Annotated in this window: 12 protein-coding genes; 4 read left to right on the forward strand and 8 right to left on the reverse strand. The window is 45.5% G+C overall.

Translation table 11 applies throughout. From position 1 onward, the window contains the following. Positions 1-8: 8 nt before the first annotated feature. Together modA and BN1209_RS04465 are read right to left on the reverse strand one after the other, a co-directional pair. Positions 9-767 (reverse strand): molybdate ABC transporter substrate-binding protein, encoded by a 759-nt coding sequence (modA, locus tag BN1209_RS04460; protein WP_045751132.1) that lies wholly within the window; start codon positions 765-767, stop codon positions 9-11. A gap of 47 nt (positions 768-814) precedes the next feature. Next, entirely contained in the window at positions 815-2638 is a 1824-nt protein-coding gene (locus BN1209_RS04465; RefSeq protein ID WP_082048392.1) for a pyrroloquinoline quinone-dependent dehydrogenase, read from the reverse strand. 97 nt (positions 2639-2735) lie between these two features. On the opposite strand from BN1209_RS04465, the gene mnmC reads away from it, so the two are divergent. Continuing rightward, positions 2736-4667 carry a bifunctional tRNA (5-methylaminomethyl-2-thiouridine)(34)-methyltransferase MnmC2/FAD-dependent 5-carboxymethylaminomethyl-2-thiouridine(34) oxidoreductase MnmC1 gene (mnmC, locus tag BN1209_RS04470; RefSeq protein WP_045751133.1) on the forward strand — a complete coding sequence of 644 codons (1932 nt, stop codon included), beginning with the start codon at positions 2736-2738 and terminating at the stop codon, positions 4665-4667. A 14-nt stretch (positions 4668-4681) separates the two neighbouring features. Next, complete coding sequence (locus BN1209_RS04475) at positions 4682-6790, forward strand: O-linked N-acetylglucosamine transferase, SPINDLY family protein (protein WP_045751134.1); 2109 nt, start codon at positions 4682-4684, stop codon at positions 6788-6790. Here the strand turns inward: BN1209_RS04475 and BN1209_RS04480 are convergent. Continuing rightward, positions 6787-7674: a DMT family transporter gene (locus BN1209_RS04480; RefSeq protein WP_045751135.1), complete on the reverse strand. Its 888-nt coding sequence runs from the start codon at positions 7672-7674 to the stop codon at positions 6787-6789. The genes BN1209_RS04475 and BN1209_RS04480 overlap by 4 nt on opposite strands. A gap of 73 nt (positions 7675-7747) precedes the next feature. On the opposite strand from BN1209_RS04480, the gene dapC reads away from it, so the two are divergent. Beyond that, complete coding sequence (dapC, locus tag BN1209_RS04485) at positions 7748-8932, forward strand: succinyldiaminopimelate transaminase (protein ID WP_045751967.1); 1185 nt, start codon at positions 7748-7750, stop codon at positions 8930-8932. Between the two features lie 10 nt (positions 8933-8942). Here the strand turns inward: dapC and miaA are convergent, their stop codons facing one another. The 5 genes from miaA to tsaE are packed head-to-tail and all read right to left on the reverse strand — an operon-like array spanning position 8943 to position 14914. Then, entirely contained in the window at positions 8943-9884 is a 942-nt protein-coding gene (gene miaA / locus BN1209_RS04490; protein WP_045751136.1) for a tRNA (adenosine(37)-N6)-dimethylallyltransferase MiaA, read from the reverse strand. Position 9885: 1 nt separating this feature from the next. After that, positions 9886-11718 (reverse strand): DNA mismatch repair endonuclease MutL, encoded by a 1833-nt coding sequence (gene mutL / locus BN1209_RS04495; protein WP_045751137.1) that lies wholly within the window; start codon positions 11716-11718, stop codon positions 9886-9888. Continuing rightward, positions 11718-13076, reverse strand: a complete 1359-nt coding sequence (locus tag BN1209_RS04500; protein WP_045751138.1) for an MBL fold metallo-hydrolase — start codon at positions 13074-13076, stop codon at positions 11718-11720. Before BN1209_RS04500 ends, mutL begins: the two co-directional genes overlap by 1 nt. Positions 13077-13091: 15 nt before the next feature. Then, positions 13092-14462 carry an N-acetylmuramoyl-L-alanine amidase gene (locus tag BN1209_RS04505; protein WP_045751139.1) on the reverse strand — a complete coding sequence of 457 codons (1371 nt, stop codon included), beginning with the start codon at positions 14460-14462 and terminating at the stop codon, positions 13092-13094. Then, positions 14429-14914, reverse strand: coding sequence for a tRNA (adenosine(37)-N6)-threonylcarbamoyltransferase complex ATPase subunit type 1 TsaE (tsaE, locus tag BN1209_RS04510; RefSeq protein ID WP_045751140.1), 486 nt, complete (start codon positions 14912-14914; stop codon positions 14429-14431). The genes BN1209_RS04505 and tsaE overlap by 34 nt, the downstream gene beginning before the upstream one ends. Between tsaE and queG the strand changes: the two genes are divergently transcribed. Further along, positions 14913-15995, forward strand: a complete 1083-nt coding sequence (gene queG / locus BN1209_RS04515) for a tRNA epoxyqueuosine(34) reductase QueG (protein ID WP_045751141.1) — start codon at positions 14913-14915, stop codon at positions 15993-15995. The genes tsaE and queG overlap by 2 nt on opposite strands. The last annotated feature ends 13 nt before the right edge of the window (positions 15996-16008 follow it).

The raw sequence follows: 16008 nt of genomic DNA on the forward strand, positions 1-16008 counted from the left end.
GACGGGCCTTATTGCTTAGGGTTGATGGTAAAGCCATATTTTTTAAATACATTTAGCGAGTCTTGAGATTGTAGATAATTGAGATAGCCTTTTACATTGTCTTTAGTGTTGGCAATCGCTGCGACAGGATAAACAACTTGGCTATGACTAACTTCTGGAAACGCACCAAGTAAATCAACCTTGGTTGATATTTTTGCATCGGTTTCATAAACAATACCGGCCAAACACTCACCACGCTCTACAAAGGCTAAAGCGCCTCTTACATCTTGCGTACCGACAACTCTAGATTTTAAATCTTTCCACCAACCAAGGTTAGTCAACGCCTCTTTTGCGTAAATACCTACTGGAACAGACTCTGTATCGCCAGTACAAAGTCTGCCATCAAATGCTTTTGATATATCGAAGCTTTTATCAAACTTCACTGCAAAGGCTTTTCCTTTAGGAGCAATCAGCACAAGGGCATTTCCCAAAAGATCTCTTCTGGTTGCTTTGTTAATCAAGGATTTATCTTGAAGATAATCCATCCATTTCAAGTCAGCAGAGATAAAAATATCTGCTGGCGCACCATTCTCAATCTGTTTAGCAAGCGCGGAGGAAGCCGCAAAAGAATGGACGACTTTGATGCCAGTCGCTTTCTCATACTGCGCGTCAACCTCAGTTAATGCATTAGTTAAACTTGCTGCGGCAAATACAGTGAGCTTTTCTTCTGCATGCGCGTAAGCAGCCACTAAAAATGCAATAACGAAAACATAGCGCTTCTTGATCATTACGATCGCTTTCTATCAATATCCTATTAAGCAAAAGATACCATAACTTAGTGCTTGAGCTTATACACCAACAAGCGGTCACCTTGCTTGTACCCAAAAATAGAACTCCCGCCAGCAGCTACGGCGATATACTGTTCACCATCGATTTGGTAGGTGATTGGCGGTGCATTCACGCCATACTCATTAGCTGCCTGCCAAAGTAGCTTCCCGTTACTTAGATCGTAAGCATTAAAATGGCCATTACCCTCACCTGTAAACACTAAGCCCCCAGCAGTAGCTAACACACCGCCAACGAGCGGTTGTTCGGTTTTGTTCTGCCAAGCAATCTTGCCTGTTTTAAGGTTGATTGCAGACAGCACACCCCAACGTGGCTCATCAGCCGGCTCTGAAGCCGCATAGCGAATAGGTGCAGCGCCGTCCTTGCCGGGTGTTTCATGAAGCGTGTATTTAATTGGCGCATGAATGGCTGCAACAAAAGCATGTTGAGTCGATTCATCAATCGCCGCTGGCGACCAATTAGAACCGCCTAAGATTCCCGGATACAGGGTCACGCCTTCAAACGTTGCTTTAGCAAACAGATTTTTTTGCGGAACAAATGCCTCAGACTTCATTAAAAGTGCGCCTGTTTTACGATCGTTCACAAAGAACCAGCCGAGTTTACTTGCTTGACCAACAGCCTCAATGGTCTTGCCGTCTTTTTTGTAGTTAAACAAAATGGGCGCGCTAGCGATGTCATAACCCCAAACATCATGTGGCACTTGTTGGTAATACCACCGCAACTTGCCAGAATCAGCATCTAACGCCACCAAAGAAACGGTGTAAAGATTATCCCCAGGACGAGAGACATCGTTCATCTGCGGCGATGGATTACCTGTACCGAAGTATAAAAGTCCTAAATGAGGATCAATTACCGGCGTACTCCAAGCAGAACCACCCCCAAAACGCGCTGAATCAGGGAACTTAGCTAACGCTGCTTTTTCAGCATCCGTATTGCGATTGAGTGAAATGCCATCGGCCGTTGTTTCTTTAAATGTACCCTCCCAGCCTTTGTCGGGGATGGTATCGAATTGCCAAACGCGCTTACCTGTATTCACATCAAAAGCTGCTAAAAACCCAGGACGACCATAACGCCCTGTTACACCAATCACAGCACCAAGCGGTGCATCTGAGCGAGGATTGTCGATATGTAAACCGTAACCAACGCCAGTAATCCCTATGATGACTTTGCCTTTATAAACCACAGGCGCCATCGCCATGCCAACGCCTGTCCCACCTGTGGTTTTGGCTGTTTTGTTAGGATCATTTTTATTAAGTGAGTCCTGTCCTTCAGTAACGACATCGGCTTCAACGGCATTAATATCCCACAGCTTCTGACCTGTTTTCGCATCCAACGCGATCACACGCGCATCCACCGTACCAATGAATACTTTCCCATACCCTACCGCTACGCCACGGTTAGCTGGTCCACAGCACATATTCCAATCCGTGCGTCGATCATGCTTATAGCGCCATAACTCTTTGCCCGTTTTGCCATCCAAAGCAACGACATGATTAAAAGGAAGTGAAACGTACATCACACCATCCAGGACAATTGGTGTTGCCTGAAACGCTGCTTTTAACCCGCTCTCATACTGCCAAGCTATGCTTAAATGCTGGACGTTTTCACGATTAATTTGTGCATTTTCTGAAAAGCGTTTATTGGCATAATCTCGCCCAAAACTCGGCCAATCTTGAGTTGCACCTGACTGATTTACCGAGTTAATGATCTTGTTTGTCGTGACATCATATTGTTGAATGCTACTGCAAGCCGCCAACAAGCTAGCACTCAATAGTGCCGCATAAAAACTGCCTGTTTTTTTGATATCACGCATGATTAATCACAAGTATTTTGAATAAAACATGAGTGTACAGATTGGTATAAGGCATGACTACCGTCATAAGCGAAAGAAATCCATTAAACTATTAACAATGCAACCACACCAAGCAAATCTTGAATGGCACAATCATCAGCCCTACTCACTTGATTATGGTGACGTTTACTTTTCCACCGATAGCGGTCTAGATGAAACGCATTATGTGTTTTTAGCGCACAATCAGCTCCAATCTCGCTGGAAAAGCTTAGCGGAAAGCTCGTCGCAAGGGCATTTCACTATTTTCGAAACTGGTTTTGGTACTGGCCTAAATTTTCTTTGTGCTTGGAAACTTTGGCGAGAAACGGCGCCTAAATCCGCAAGATTACATTTTGTGAGTACTGAGAAAACTCCGCTCAGCATTCATGATCTGCAAAAGGCACTATCGGCTTGGCCTGAACTTAAACACTTCACTGACAAGCTCCTTAGCCAGTACCCATTCATCTCTAAATCATGGCATAGAATCCTCTTTGATGATGGACGCGTCACACTGACCTTATTAGTTGGTGATATAAACGTGACGTTGCCTAAATTCAAAAACCTCGTGGATGCCTGGTTTCTAGATGGGTTCTCGCCCGCTAAAAATCCTGACATGTGGCAAGCCTCATTATTCGAAGAGATGGCCAAACACGCGCATTCAGAAACCACATTTGCAACTTTCACCAGTGCTGGTGATATTAGACGCGGCTTACGAGATGCTGGCTTTCAGGTATCAAAAGCGCCAGGATTTGGTAAAAAACGTGAAATGCTTTTCGGGCAATATCAAGGCGCGTGCGATCAACCTGCCGCTGACGCAAAAAGCGTTATCGTCATTGGCGGCGGTCTCTCCGGGGCAACCAGCGCAGAAGCAATGGCACGTCGAGGCTACCAAGTCACGCTAATAGAAAGACACCCAAAGCTTGCGCAGGAAGCGTCAGGCAATCCACTTGGTGTGTTATATCCCAGACTAACGGGAGGTGAAACGCCCCTTAACACCCTTGCTTTACAGGGCTTTTTATATACCTTAGGAATGCTGGAAAATATTAAAATTGATGATGAGAATTATCAACCGTGCGGGGTTTTGCAATTAGCATTTAATGATCGAGAGCACAAAAGAATTACATCCGTTATCAATGAATATCCTGAATTGGTTCAATCCACTAGCAAGCTAAATACATTAGCATTGTCAGGCATTGATGTTGCGCATGATGGCATGTTTATACCGCAAGCTGGCTGGTTAAATCCTGCCGCTTTTTGTGAAGCGTTGACTCAGCATTCTAATATCAAAAAACAAACGAACACCGAAGTGCTAACGCTTAAAAAAACAGCCGAGGGCTGGCAAGTACTTTCTCAAAACGAAGTGCTCTGCGAGGCGACAAACCTGATTATCGCTAACGCAACCGACGCACAGCAGTTTCAACAAACGAGACATTGCGAGATGCAGGCTGTGCGAGGGCAAATTTCTTTACTGCCTACAATTGGCGACTCAGATACCCTTAAAACGGTGATATGCGCCGATGGCTACTTGAGTCCAGCAAGACAAGGCTACCATTGTTTAGGTGCTACATTTTCACCGAATGATCACAACATTGACATCAGAGAAACTGACCATGAAAGCAATCTTAATATGCTGAAATCGTTAGCGCCAAATTGGAACCAAGATCGCTATAAGGTCAACACCTTAAAAGGCCGTGCAGCGATTCGAGCAACGACAAGTGATTATTTGCCACTTGCAGGTGCGGTTTTAGATATTGCCCAGTTACAAGACAAGCCACCACGCTACAATGCCTCGCCTGAGAGCCTGACTTGGCTTAAGGGCTTGTATATTAATGCTGGGCATGGCGCTAAGGGTTTAGTGAACGCGCCAATTTGTGCAGAGATAATTGCAGGTCTTATTTGCAATGAACCCGCGCCTGTTGAATGTTCACTGTTATCCGCATTAGACCCCAATCGTTTTGCTTTAAGGGCGTTAGGCTTAAAGCGCTTAGCGCAAACCATACAAAGCAATTAGCGTAAAATCTGAATATGGATATTGAATCAAGTTATCGCACTGCATTAGCGCATCACCAGCAAGGGCAATTAGCACAAGCTGAAGCCCTCTATCGCAAGGTGTTGGAAGCTTCACCGCGGCATGCGGATGCTTTGCATTATTTAGGTGTGATTTATCACCAAAATAAGCAACATGAGTTGGCAATTGAAACCATTGCCAAAGCCCTTGCTATCAAGCCAAACAACTCTGATTTTTTAAGCAACCAAGCGCTGGCACTTAAAGCTGCTGGACGTTTAGATGAGGCAATCAATACCCTAAAACTTGCATTGAAGCATGCGCCTGATGATTTGGACATTCATTACAACCTTGGTAACGCTTATGCTGAACATCATCAATATCAAGGCGCAGCGATCTGCTATCGCCGCATTCTGCAAGACTACCCGCAAGATGAGGATTTGAAACAGGCGCTATGCCATGCGCTGCAAGCCTCAGGCAATGAGCACCAACAGGCCGGACATTACGCAAAGGCGGAGTCTGCATATCAAGAAGCCATTGGCATCATGAGCAATGATGCTGCCCTGTATTACAACTTAGGTAATGCACAGCGCGAACTCGGCAAACCTGCTGAAGCAGCTCAGGCTTATCTCAAGGCCATACAACTGAGCCCAAGCGATGCTGATGCCTATAACAACTTAGGTAATGTTCAGCGGGAGCTTGGCGATTTAGCCGCGGCTATCGCCTCTTACGAAAAGGCTTTAGACATCAATCCCAAGCTTTATCACGCCAAAGTGCATTTGGTGCATCAAAAACAGCACATTTGTGATTGGAATAACTTAGATAAAGAAATTAACGAAATACGCGACTTGGTTAAGAATGTGCCAGAAGCGCAAATATCCCCTTTTGCTTTTTTATCTATGCCAAACACAACCACACAAGAACAAAAGCAATGCGCTAATCATTGGCTCAAAAATCGCTACGCATCAGCCTTTAAGCAAGGCAGAACATTAGCTTTCAAATATAAAAACAATCCTGGTTCGAGCCATCAAAAGCTCCGTATCGGCTATTTGTCTGCTGACTTTAGATTGCACCCGCTAGCATCGCTAATCGCTGAATTAATCGAGCTACACGATAGAAGTGCATTTGAAGTTTATGCTTATTCTTACGGGATTGACGACCAAAGTGCTGAGCGCAAACGAATTGAAACAGCGTTTGATCATTTTGTAGACATTCGTGCCCGATCAATAGCAGATGCAGCAAGCAAGATTAATCAAGACGAAATTGATATCTTGGTGGATTTAACAGGCTTCACTCAAACAAGTCGCAGTCAAATTGTGGCACTGCGCCCTGCGCCTATCAATGTCAGTTGGCTTGGATTTCCTGGCACTATGGGCGATTTAGAGGGTGAGCGATTGTTTGATTACATACTCAGCGACGCTTTTATCACACCACCAACAGAGGCAAGCGCCTATGCCGAGAAGTTAGCATTATTACCTTACACTTATCAGCCCAACGATACAAAGCGCCCAATAGGCAAGACAAAGACCAGAGTAGAATATGGCTTACCAGAGCATGGTTTTGTGTTTTGCTGTTTCAACCAAACATTCAAAATACTGCCTGAAGTGTTTGATTGCTGGATGAAAGTTTTAAAACAAGTGCCAAACAGCGTTTTGTGGCTTTTGGAATGTAACAAATGGGCGAAAGCGAATTTAATTCGTGAAGCTGAAAGACGGGGCGTCGAGAAAGAACGTCTAATTTTTGCACCACGCGTTTCGATGGCTGATCATATGGCTAGACAACCCTGCGCTGATTTGTTTTTAGATACCAAACCATACAATGCCCACACCACGACCAGCGACGCCCTTTGGATGGGCTTGCCAGTATTGACTTGCGCCGGCGATACTTTTGCAAGTCGCGTGGCTGGCAGTTTGCTCAAGGCAGCGAATTTGGATGAGTTAATCACCACCACATTAAGTGACTACGAAAATAAAGCTTTAGCGCTTGCCACAAACCCTGAAGCGCTAGATCGCATTAAAGCACGACTAAACAAACACAATACAAAACTGCCTTTATTCAATCCATCTAAGTTTGCGATGGACTTGGAATCTCAATATCAGGAAATTTGGAGCGCTTACACCAAGCATTAAGTCTGTTCATTGGTCGCCGCAAATAAAGCTGCAACAACAATTAAAGCGCCCCCAAGCCACTCCCTCAAAGACATTGTTTCATCAGTTAAAAAGTAAGCTGCAATTGCGGCAACCACTAACTCAAACATAAACAATACTGAAGCTTTGGTGACTGGAATATGTGTTATCCCATACTGTACTAGCAAAGTCGCCGCCATTAATAAAAGCGCAACCAGCAGAATTAACAGGCCTTGCAACCAGCTCAAATCTTGTGGATTGGGAAACGATGCATCTTCAAAAGCAATAAAGAGCAGCGACATCAAGAGCACGCCTATCCAAACCGCCATGGATTTTGCTGGTAGCGTCAGGTTGGAGGCGTAACGTGTAATGACATTAGTCAAAGAAAATCCCATGCCCGCAGACAATGCTAGCCATTCCGCATTGTTATTAGGCAATGGCAAAGCACCCTCTTGCCACAACATGATAAACGCGCCGATCAATGAAAGGATAATGACTGCAACACCGCGCTTGTTCGTCCGTTCTTTAAGCCAAAAATGCGCTAAAACCAGGGTCCAAAGTGGTGACAAGTAAAATAGCAACATCACCCGCATCACTTCACCCTCAATAATGGCTAAAACGTAACTTAGGTTTGTCCAACCAGCGACGATGGCTAACCAAATAATGATCTTAGGCTGATGAATAGCGGCGCGCCATTGCTTAAACAAGACAAGGGCAAAAATGCCAACGGCAATTACATAGGTGTAAAAGCTAGCAACAACACCGGATATGCCGGCATCTTGCATAATACGATAGGGATACCAAATGACGCCCCAACAAACTGCACCAAACAAAAGTCCAAAAATGGCGAATTGGTTTTCGTGCTTTTTTAATAATGAGTTGCTCAATTGAAACTTTCTAATTTGCTTGAATTATTACATGAGTGTTTAAGCGCCATGCCGCTTGATTTATAATGCACATATGAACTCAAATCTCAATAAATTGCAGCCTTATCCATTTCAACGTTTGCGTGACTTATTCAGCGGCATTACACCGAATACTGCCTACAAGCCAGTGAACCTATCCATAGGTGAACCCAAGCATGATACACCAGCACTCATCAAACAAGCGCTGATTGATAACCTAAGCGGCTTAGCGACATACCCAACGACAGCGGGCGTGCCTGAGCTTAGACTAGCCATTGCGAATTGGGCAACGCGACGTTACGGCATCCCGCTACTCAATGCCGAAAAAGAGATTGCACCTGTCAATGGCAGTCGCGAAGCTTTGTTTGCCTTTGCGCAAGCAGTGATTAATACAAAAAAAATAGACAATCCTATTGTGATTTGTCCGAACCCTTTTTACCAAATCTATGAAGGTGCCGCCTTTTTGGCGGGCGCTGAGCCCTACTTCCTTAACACCTTGCCTGAAAACCAGCATGCGATGGATTTTGAAAGCGTACCCGTTGAGATTTTAAATCGTACACAGTTAGTCTATGTATGCTCACCGGGCAACCCATCAGGTAAAGTGATGAGCCTAGATCAATGGAAAAAAATCTTCGATCTGTCCGACTTATACGGCTTTGTGATTGCAGCAGATGAATGCTACTCCGAGATTTACTTTGATGAAGCCATTAAGCCTTTGGGTGCTCTGGAAGCCTCACAAAAGCTAGGTCGTGATTATTCTCGCCTGGTAGTGTTTAGCTCTCTTTCTAAACGTTCTAACGTGCCAGGCATGCGCTCGGGCTTTGTGGCTGGTGACGCAAAAATTATTGAGCAATTCCTGTTTTACCGCACTTACCACGGCTGTGCAATGAGCCCTTCTGTGCAATCAGCAAGTATTGCCGCTTGGAATGACGAAGCTCATGTGGTTGAAAATCGTAGGCTGTATGCAGAAAAATTCAAGGCCATTACGCCAATGCTCAAAAATACCTTAGATGTTGAAATGCCTGATGCGGCTTTCTATCTTTGGGCCAAAACTGATATGCCCGATACTGAAGCGGCGATTCGTTTATATCGAGACTTTAATGTGACGGTGTTACCAGGTAGCTTTTTAGCACGTGAAGCGCATGGAGTTAATCCAGGGAAGCACTTTATTAGATTAGCTTTAGTGGCGTCATTGGACGAATGCATTGAAGCAGCAAATCGCATTAAAAACTTAATGTGATTTAAATTAATTAGTTTTTAATAAACTGATTTATTTCATTAAAAACTAATTCAACCATATTCGGATTAAGGCAATCTACCTCAACAGTATCATCCATGCCACGCAGCCAAGTCAGCTGTCTTTTTGCTAATTGGCGCGTGGCAAAAATTCCCCTATCACGCAATTCCGTTTCATCATAATCGCCCGCCAAATGTTCTAATGCTTGGCGATAACCTACACAGCGCATAGAGGGCACTTCAGCCGTCAACGATGGATATTGCTTAAGTAAGGCTTTCACTTCTTCTAAAAAGCCTTGTTTCAACATATCGTCAAAACGAATCGCAATGCGGGTATGCAAAATCGCCCTATCGGAAGGCACCAACGCCACTTTGAGCAAACGACAAGGCAGGTCTTCGCCACTCGATGCGTGGTGCAACTCGGTCATGGTTTTACCACTAATCTCATACACTTCTAATGCCCGCTGAACACGCTGCGCATCACCGGGTTCCAGTCTAGCTGCTGTTTCAGGGTCTATCTTAGCGAGCTTGGCGTGCATCGCAGGCCAGCCAATTTGCAAGGCTTCAGTGTCCAGCTTGGCACGAACCTCAGGATTTGCTTCAGGCAAAGCGCTTAAGCCGCCCTGGAGGGCCTTGAAGTACAGCATGGTACCGCCCACCAATAAAGGCACTTTGCCTCGCGCCGTAATATCCGCCATTAACTTCAAAGCATCGTTTCGGAAATGCGCCGCCGAATACACTTCAGTGGGTGGAATTAAATCTATTAAATGGTGTGGGGCCTTTGCCAATGTGGCTTTATCAGGCTTTGCTGTGCCAATATCCATGCCTTTAAATACCAGCGCAGAATCCACGCTAATCAACTCTACAGGCAATTGTTTGTAAAGTTCAACCGCAAGACCAGTCTTACCGCTAGCGGTCGGGCCCATCAGAAAAATAGCGGGTGGCAGCAATGACATCTTACTTACCACGCATAAACATTTTATCTAGCTCGCCCATCGTCACTTGAAACCAAGTAGGACGGCCATGATTACATTGCCCTGAACGTTCAGTCGCTTCCATATCGCGCAATAATGCATTCATTTCAGGGATTGTTAAGCTACGATTCGCCCGCACAGCGGCGTGACAGGCCATTGTGCCCAGCATTTCGTTACGACGCTCAGCCAGTGCTCTACTTCCGCCATACTCACGCAAATCTCGCAACACATCACGTGCCAATGCGACCGAATCAGCATCTTGCAACATCACAGGGACGGCACGCACAGCCAATGTCGTGGGTGACAACACGGCAATATCGAAGCCCAGCTGACGCAAGTTTCCCTGCCCATTTGATAATTCGTCTTCAACCGTTGCAACTTCCAGCCTATCCGCCTGAAAGCTCACCGGGAGCAACAAAGGCTGCATAGGCACATGCTCAACATCAAGTGCATTTTTAAGCCGCTCATACATAATGCGCTCATGTGCGGCATGCATATCAATGACCACTAAGCCTAAGCTGTTCTGGGCTAACACATAAACACCATGGACTTGGGCTACCGCAAACCCCAATGGAAAGTCTTGGTGTGTTTGATTAACAACGTCGCCAGCTTGTGTATTGGCTTGAGGAGCAAAACTTTGTGCTTGATACGCCTGCTTAATGCCGCCAAACATGGTTTGATAAAAGTCGGGGCTAGATTGATTGGCACGTAAGTCCATTTGCGACTGAAACGTTGGATAAGGCCTCGCGCTATCACCGGTAGCGTTAAAACTGTTGCTAGAAAATGGATTACTCGGCGCTTGGCTTGCTGTCACAAAGTTAGAAGCGCCTGTTGGGGTTGCCAAGGCTTTATGCAAAGCCTGAAAAATAAATCGATGAATCGCCTGCCCATCCCTAAAGCGCACTTCAGTTTTCGCGGGATGTACATTGACATCAACCAAGCTCGGATCTAGCTCTAAAAACAATACAAAAGCTGGATGGCGGTCACCGTGCATCACGTCCTGATAAGCTTGACGAATGGCATGCGAAATCAATTTATCTCGCACAAATCGACCATTTACATAGACGTATTGCGTATCGCGGGTATGTCGTGAAAAAGTCGGCTTGGCCGTCATTCCCCAAAAACGAAGACCAGCAGCTGACTCATCTACACTCAAAGCCTCTGCGGCAAAGTCCTCGCCCAATACCTCAGTAAACCTTTTTTGTGGCGCTGAAGCACTCAAACGCATTAAGGCGCGACCATTGTGCTGCAACATAAAGCCGACGTCAGGACGAGATAAAGCCACACGTTTAAAGGCATCTTCACAGTGCCCAAATTCGGTGCCCTCTGTCTTTAAGAATTTCCGGCGCGCTGGGGTATTGAAGTACAAATCATTCACTTCAACAATCGTGCCTACATCCAATGCTGCAGGCTGTGGCATTTCGATATGGTTGCCATCAGAGGTAATACGCCAAGCGTGTTTATCGTTTTCATGACGACTAATAAAATCGGTTCGGGAAACTGAAGCAATACTGGCTAAAGCTTCTCCACGAAAACCTAAACTCGCGACATTCTCCAAATCATCCAATGAAGCAATCTTGCTTGTGGCGTGTCTAGTTAAGGCTAGCGCCAAATCATCCAAAGGCACACCAACGCCATTGTCTGCCACACGCAGCTGTTTAACGCCGCCCTGCAAAAGCGATACATTGATGTCAGTACTGCCTGCATCCAAGCTATTTTCAAGGAGTTCTTTGAGTGCTGACGCTGGACGCTCAACCACCTCACCCGCAGCAATTTGGCTAATCAGCTGATTAGGGAGTAAACGTATTGCCGCCATTAATTAAGCTCAACAGTTTCTAGGTAATCAGGCACACAAGTGTTCCAATGCAATTTTTCTTCAATATGATGACGCATCGCGTCGGCAGCGACTGGTTCGCCATGTGTAATAAAAACGCGTTTTGGTGCCGATTCAAACCCCCGCAACCAATCCAATATTTCCAAGTAGTCACCGTGGGCCGAGAGGTTTGAGATCATGGCGACCTCTGCATTCACTGGAATGTATTCGCCATGGATCTTGATGCTATCAGCACCATTGACCATCGCCGCACCTCTTGTTCCAGCCGCTTGAAATCCGGCAAATAAAATAGTGTTGTTAGGATTAGGCGCAAATGCTTTTAAATGATGCACCACACGTCCGCCAGAAGCCATGCCGCTTGCCGCCAAGATAATAATCGGATGACGATTTTCATTGAGCGCTTTTGACTGCTCAACCGTATTGACCATGTGTGCCGTATGGAACATCGCCTCACATTCACTCGCGGACAATCGATGCTCACCGCGATGACGATTGAAAATTTCTGTCGCATCAATCGCCATTGGACTGTTCAAATAGACAGGCACATCAGGAATACTACCTTTCACCTTGAGCAAGTGAATGTAATACAACAGTTCTTGCGCGCGACCCACCGCAAACACAGGAATAATTACCTTACCACCCCGTGAGATTGTTCGATTAATCGTTGCTGCCAATTTGATTTTAGGATCCGTTTTATCGTGTACACGGTCGCCATAGGTTGATTCCAAGACTAGGTAATCCGCTTGCTTAATCTGCGCTGGGGACTTCATCAAGATGTCGTTCGGACGACCAATATCACCCGAAAACAAAATGGAAGTTTTTGAATTATGAATACGTACAAACGCGGAACCCAAAATGTGGCCATTCGGCGACATGCGCATTGTTATGTCATCACCTAGAGCAATATCTTTTTCAAACTCGACAGGTGTCAGTAAATCTAAAGCTTTGATTGCATCATCTTTGGTATAAAGCGGCAATGCAGGACTGTGCTTAGAAAAGCCGTACTTGTTGGCAAAGCGCGCTTCTTCTTCTTGAAGATGGGCGGAGTCTGGCAACAAAATCTCACACAAATCTCGTGTACCAAAACTACAGTAAACCTTACCAGCAAATCCGTTGCGAACAAACAAAGGTAAGTAACCCGTATGGTCAATATGCGCATGCGTCAGAACGACCGCATCCACACTCGCTGGATCGATAGACAATCTGTCCCAGTTTTTAAGACGCAGTTGTTTCAAGCCCTGAAATAAACCACAATCAATCAGGATGCGCTTGCCGCTGACCTCGAGCAAATATTTAGAGCCGGTTACTGTGCCAGTGGCACCTAAAAACGTGAGTTTCATATGAAGGCCTTCTGTTTATTCTGTCGCGACTTTTGTTTTCGCTAAGGCAGGGTTGGTTGAAAAGTATTTTTTAACGCCTGTCATGATTGCTTCCACTAATTTTTCACGATAGCCTTCATCATTCAGCCTCCGCTCCTCTTCAGGATTGCTGATAAAGGCCGTTTCTACCAAGATAGATGGGATGTCCGGTGATTTAAGTACAGCAAATCCCGCTTGCTCCACAGAGCCTTTGTGTAGTGTATTGATTTCACCGATACGGCTTAATACCGCTTTTCCTAACTTTAAGCTGTCATTAATTGTGGCGGTTTGCGACAAGTCCAGCAATGTACGCGCTAAGTTTGCATCTTTATTGTCCAAACTTACGCCACCAATTAAGTCAGACTCGTTTTCTTTCTTCGCCAAATAGCGTGCTGAGGCGCTGGTTGCTCCTTTTTCTGAAAGGGCAAATACAGAAGATCCTCGTGCATCCGGTCGCACAAAAGCATCTGCATGAATAGAAATAAATAAGTCAGCCTGCATATTCCGTGCTTTAACCACACGACCATGTAAAGGGATGAAGTAGTCGCCATCACGGGTTAAAATCCCGCGCATACTAGGTTCCGAATCAATACGATCCTTGAGCTTTTTTGCAATCGCTAACGTAATGTCTTTTTCACGCGAACCATTAGCGCCCTTCGCACCGGGATCTTCGCCACCATGTCCTGCATCAATAGCAATAGTGATTAAACGACCAGATTTGTTGTTAACTGGCTTATTCGTTATCGGTTTTTCAGGCACTTTTTCTAACACTGGCAACTCAGGCATTAAGACTGCATCAATCGGTTTAGTCTCATTGTTTAAAATGGAATCGCTCGGCTTTACTTCCGAGGGCTTTGTCGTTTCGATCGGTTTTAGATCCACCACCGGCTTTTGCTCTAAGGCAAGGGCTGTATCGGCAGGCTTATTGGATTTATCAATCAAACTTAAAATAGGATCTTGCATTGGGTAAAGATCGAGCACTAAACGATGTTGATATTGCCCTGCGGGTTGCAACATAAAAATGTTGGGCTTGATTGGGGCTTTGAGATCAATGACAAGCCGCACCACATTAGGCTTGAAGTTTGCGACACGCAACTGCTTAATATAGGGATCATTCACTGATACCGCATTGGCGAGGGATTTAAGATGAGCGTTCAAATCCACCCCCTCTAGATCGAGTACTAAACGATCAGGATCTTTTAACACCATCATCTTTTGACTAATCTCACTGGAAGCTTCTATCGTCATCCGCGTGTAGTCTGCTGCTGGCCAAACACGGGTAGCCGTGACGTTCACTAATGGACCTGCCGTTGCAGAACGCAACACTAAAAGAATTAAGATTGAGATTCTAAAAATCGTTCTAAACATTGCTTTCCTGCCGTTGAGTTCGCTGTTAAACGAGCGCTTCTACCCTTGCCCATGAGGTCTAAATACACATCAATATCCGCCTGCGGAATTAAGCTGCCTGCTTTATCAGGCCATTCAATCAAACAAACCGCCTGCGGATTAAAATAATCTCTAAATCCTGCTGCGTCCCACTCCTCTTCATCCATAAAGCGATATAAATCGAAATGATACAAATAAACCGCTGTCCGCATCATCGAGACTTGATAGGGCTCAACCAAGGTATAAGTTGGACTTTTTACCTTGCCGGCAAAACCCAAACCCTGCAATAGTCCCCTCACCAATGTGGTTTTACCCGCCCCTAGATCACCATGCAAATAAACATTGAGTCCCGCACAGAGTGCGCGTCCAAAATTCGCGCCTAGTTTCAGGGTTGCCTGTTCATCCGCCAGCTTAAGTGTAATATCATGTGCCATGTTTAAAGAATCCAACAATCTAAGTGCGCTTTCCATGTCCATTAAGGACTGGGGGAAGTCGATGGGATTTAGCCATGTAGGTATTACCGATACCGATTTGGCGAGCGCTGAAGCGCATTATCAAGCGTGGATAGAAAAAGGCTTTCATGGTGCTATGGATTATATGGCAAAACATGGCAGTAAGCGCACTCAACCTGCCGAATTAGTTGCAGGCACAATGCGTGTTATTTCTGTCCGTATGGATTATCAACCACCTCATGCAAAGGATGCTGAGCAAGTACTGCGAGAAGATGACCAAGCGTTCATCTCTCGATATGCCCTAGGCCGTGATTATCACAAAGTGCTCCGCAATCGCCTGCAAAAGCTGTGTGAGAAAATCCAATCTGAACTTGCCAATTACCCACTAGAAAACTTTCAATACCGCGTATTTACTGACAGCGCACCTGTCCTTGAAGTTGCGCTCGCTGAAAAAGCGGGCTTAGGTTGGCGCGGGAAACACACGCTACTTTTATCTCGCGAGGCAGGGTCATGGTTTTTTCTGGGCGAAATATATACCAACCTTCCACTACCCATTGACCCGCCGAGTGAAAACCATTGTGGCAACTGCACCAAATGTATTGATATCTGCCCTACACAAGCGATTGTTGCGCCCTATCAAGTCGATGCAAGACGCTGTATTTCTTATTTAACAATAGAACTCAAAACAAGCATTCCAGAAGAGTTTAGGCCGCTAATTGGTAACCGGGTCTATGGCTGTGATGATTGTCAACTGACCTGTCCGTGGAATCGTTTCGGTCAAATCACACAACAAGATGACTTTCATGTGAGGCATGGCTTAGACGATGTATCACTCATCACACTTTTTGCGTGGGATGAAGCCACATTTAATGAAAAAATGGCGGGAAGCGCGATATACCGTATTGGCCACGAGCAGTGGTTAAGAAATATTGCCGTGGCGCTTGGGAATGCAACAAGCCAGCCAGACATTACAAATGCCCTGATGTCACGCGCTGAAGACCCATCGTCGCTAGTGAAAGAGCATGTCAGATGGGCATTACAACAACACCACATCTCGGTATAATCCAAAGCATCTC

It is taken from the genome of Candidatus Methylopumilus turicensis (genome assembly GCF_000953015.1).
Taxonomy (GTDB): domain Bacteria; phylum Pseudomonadota; class Gammaproteobacteria; order Burkholderiales; family Methylophilaceae; genus Methylopumilus_A; species Methylopumilus_A turicensis.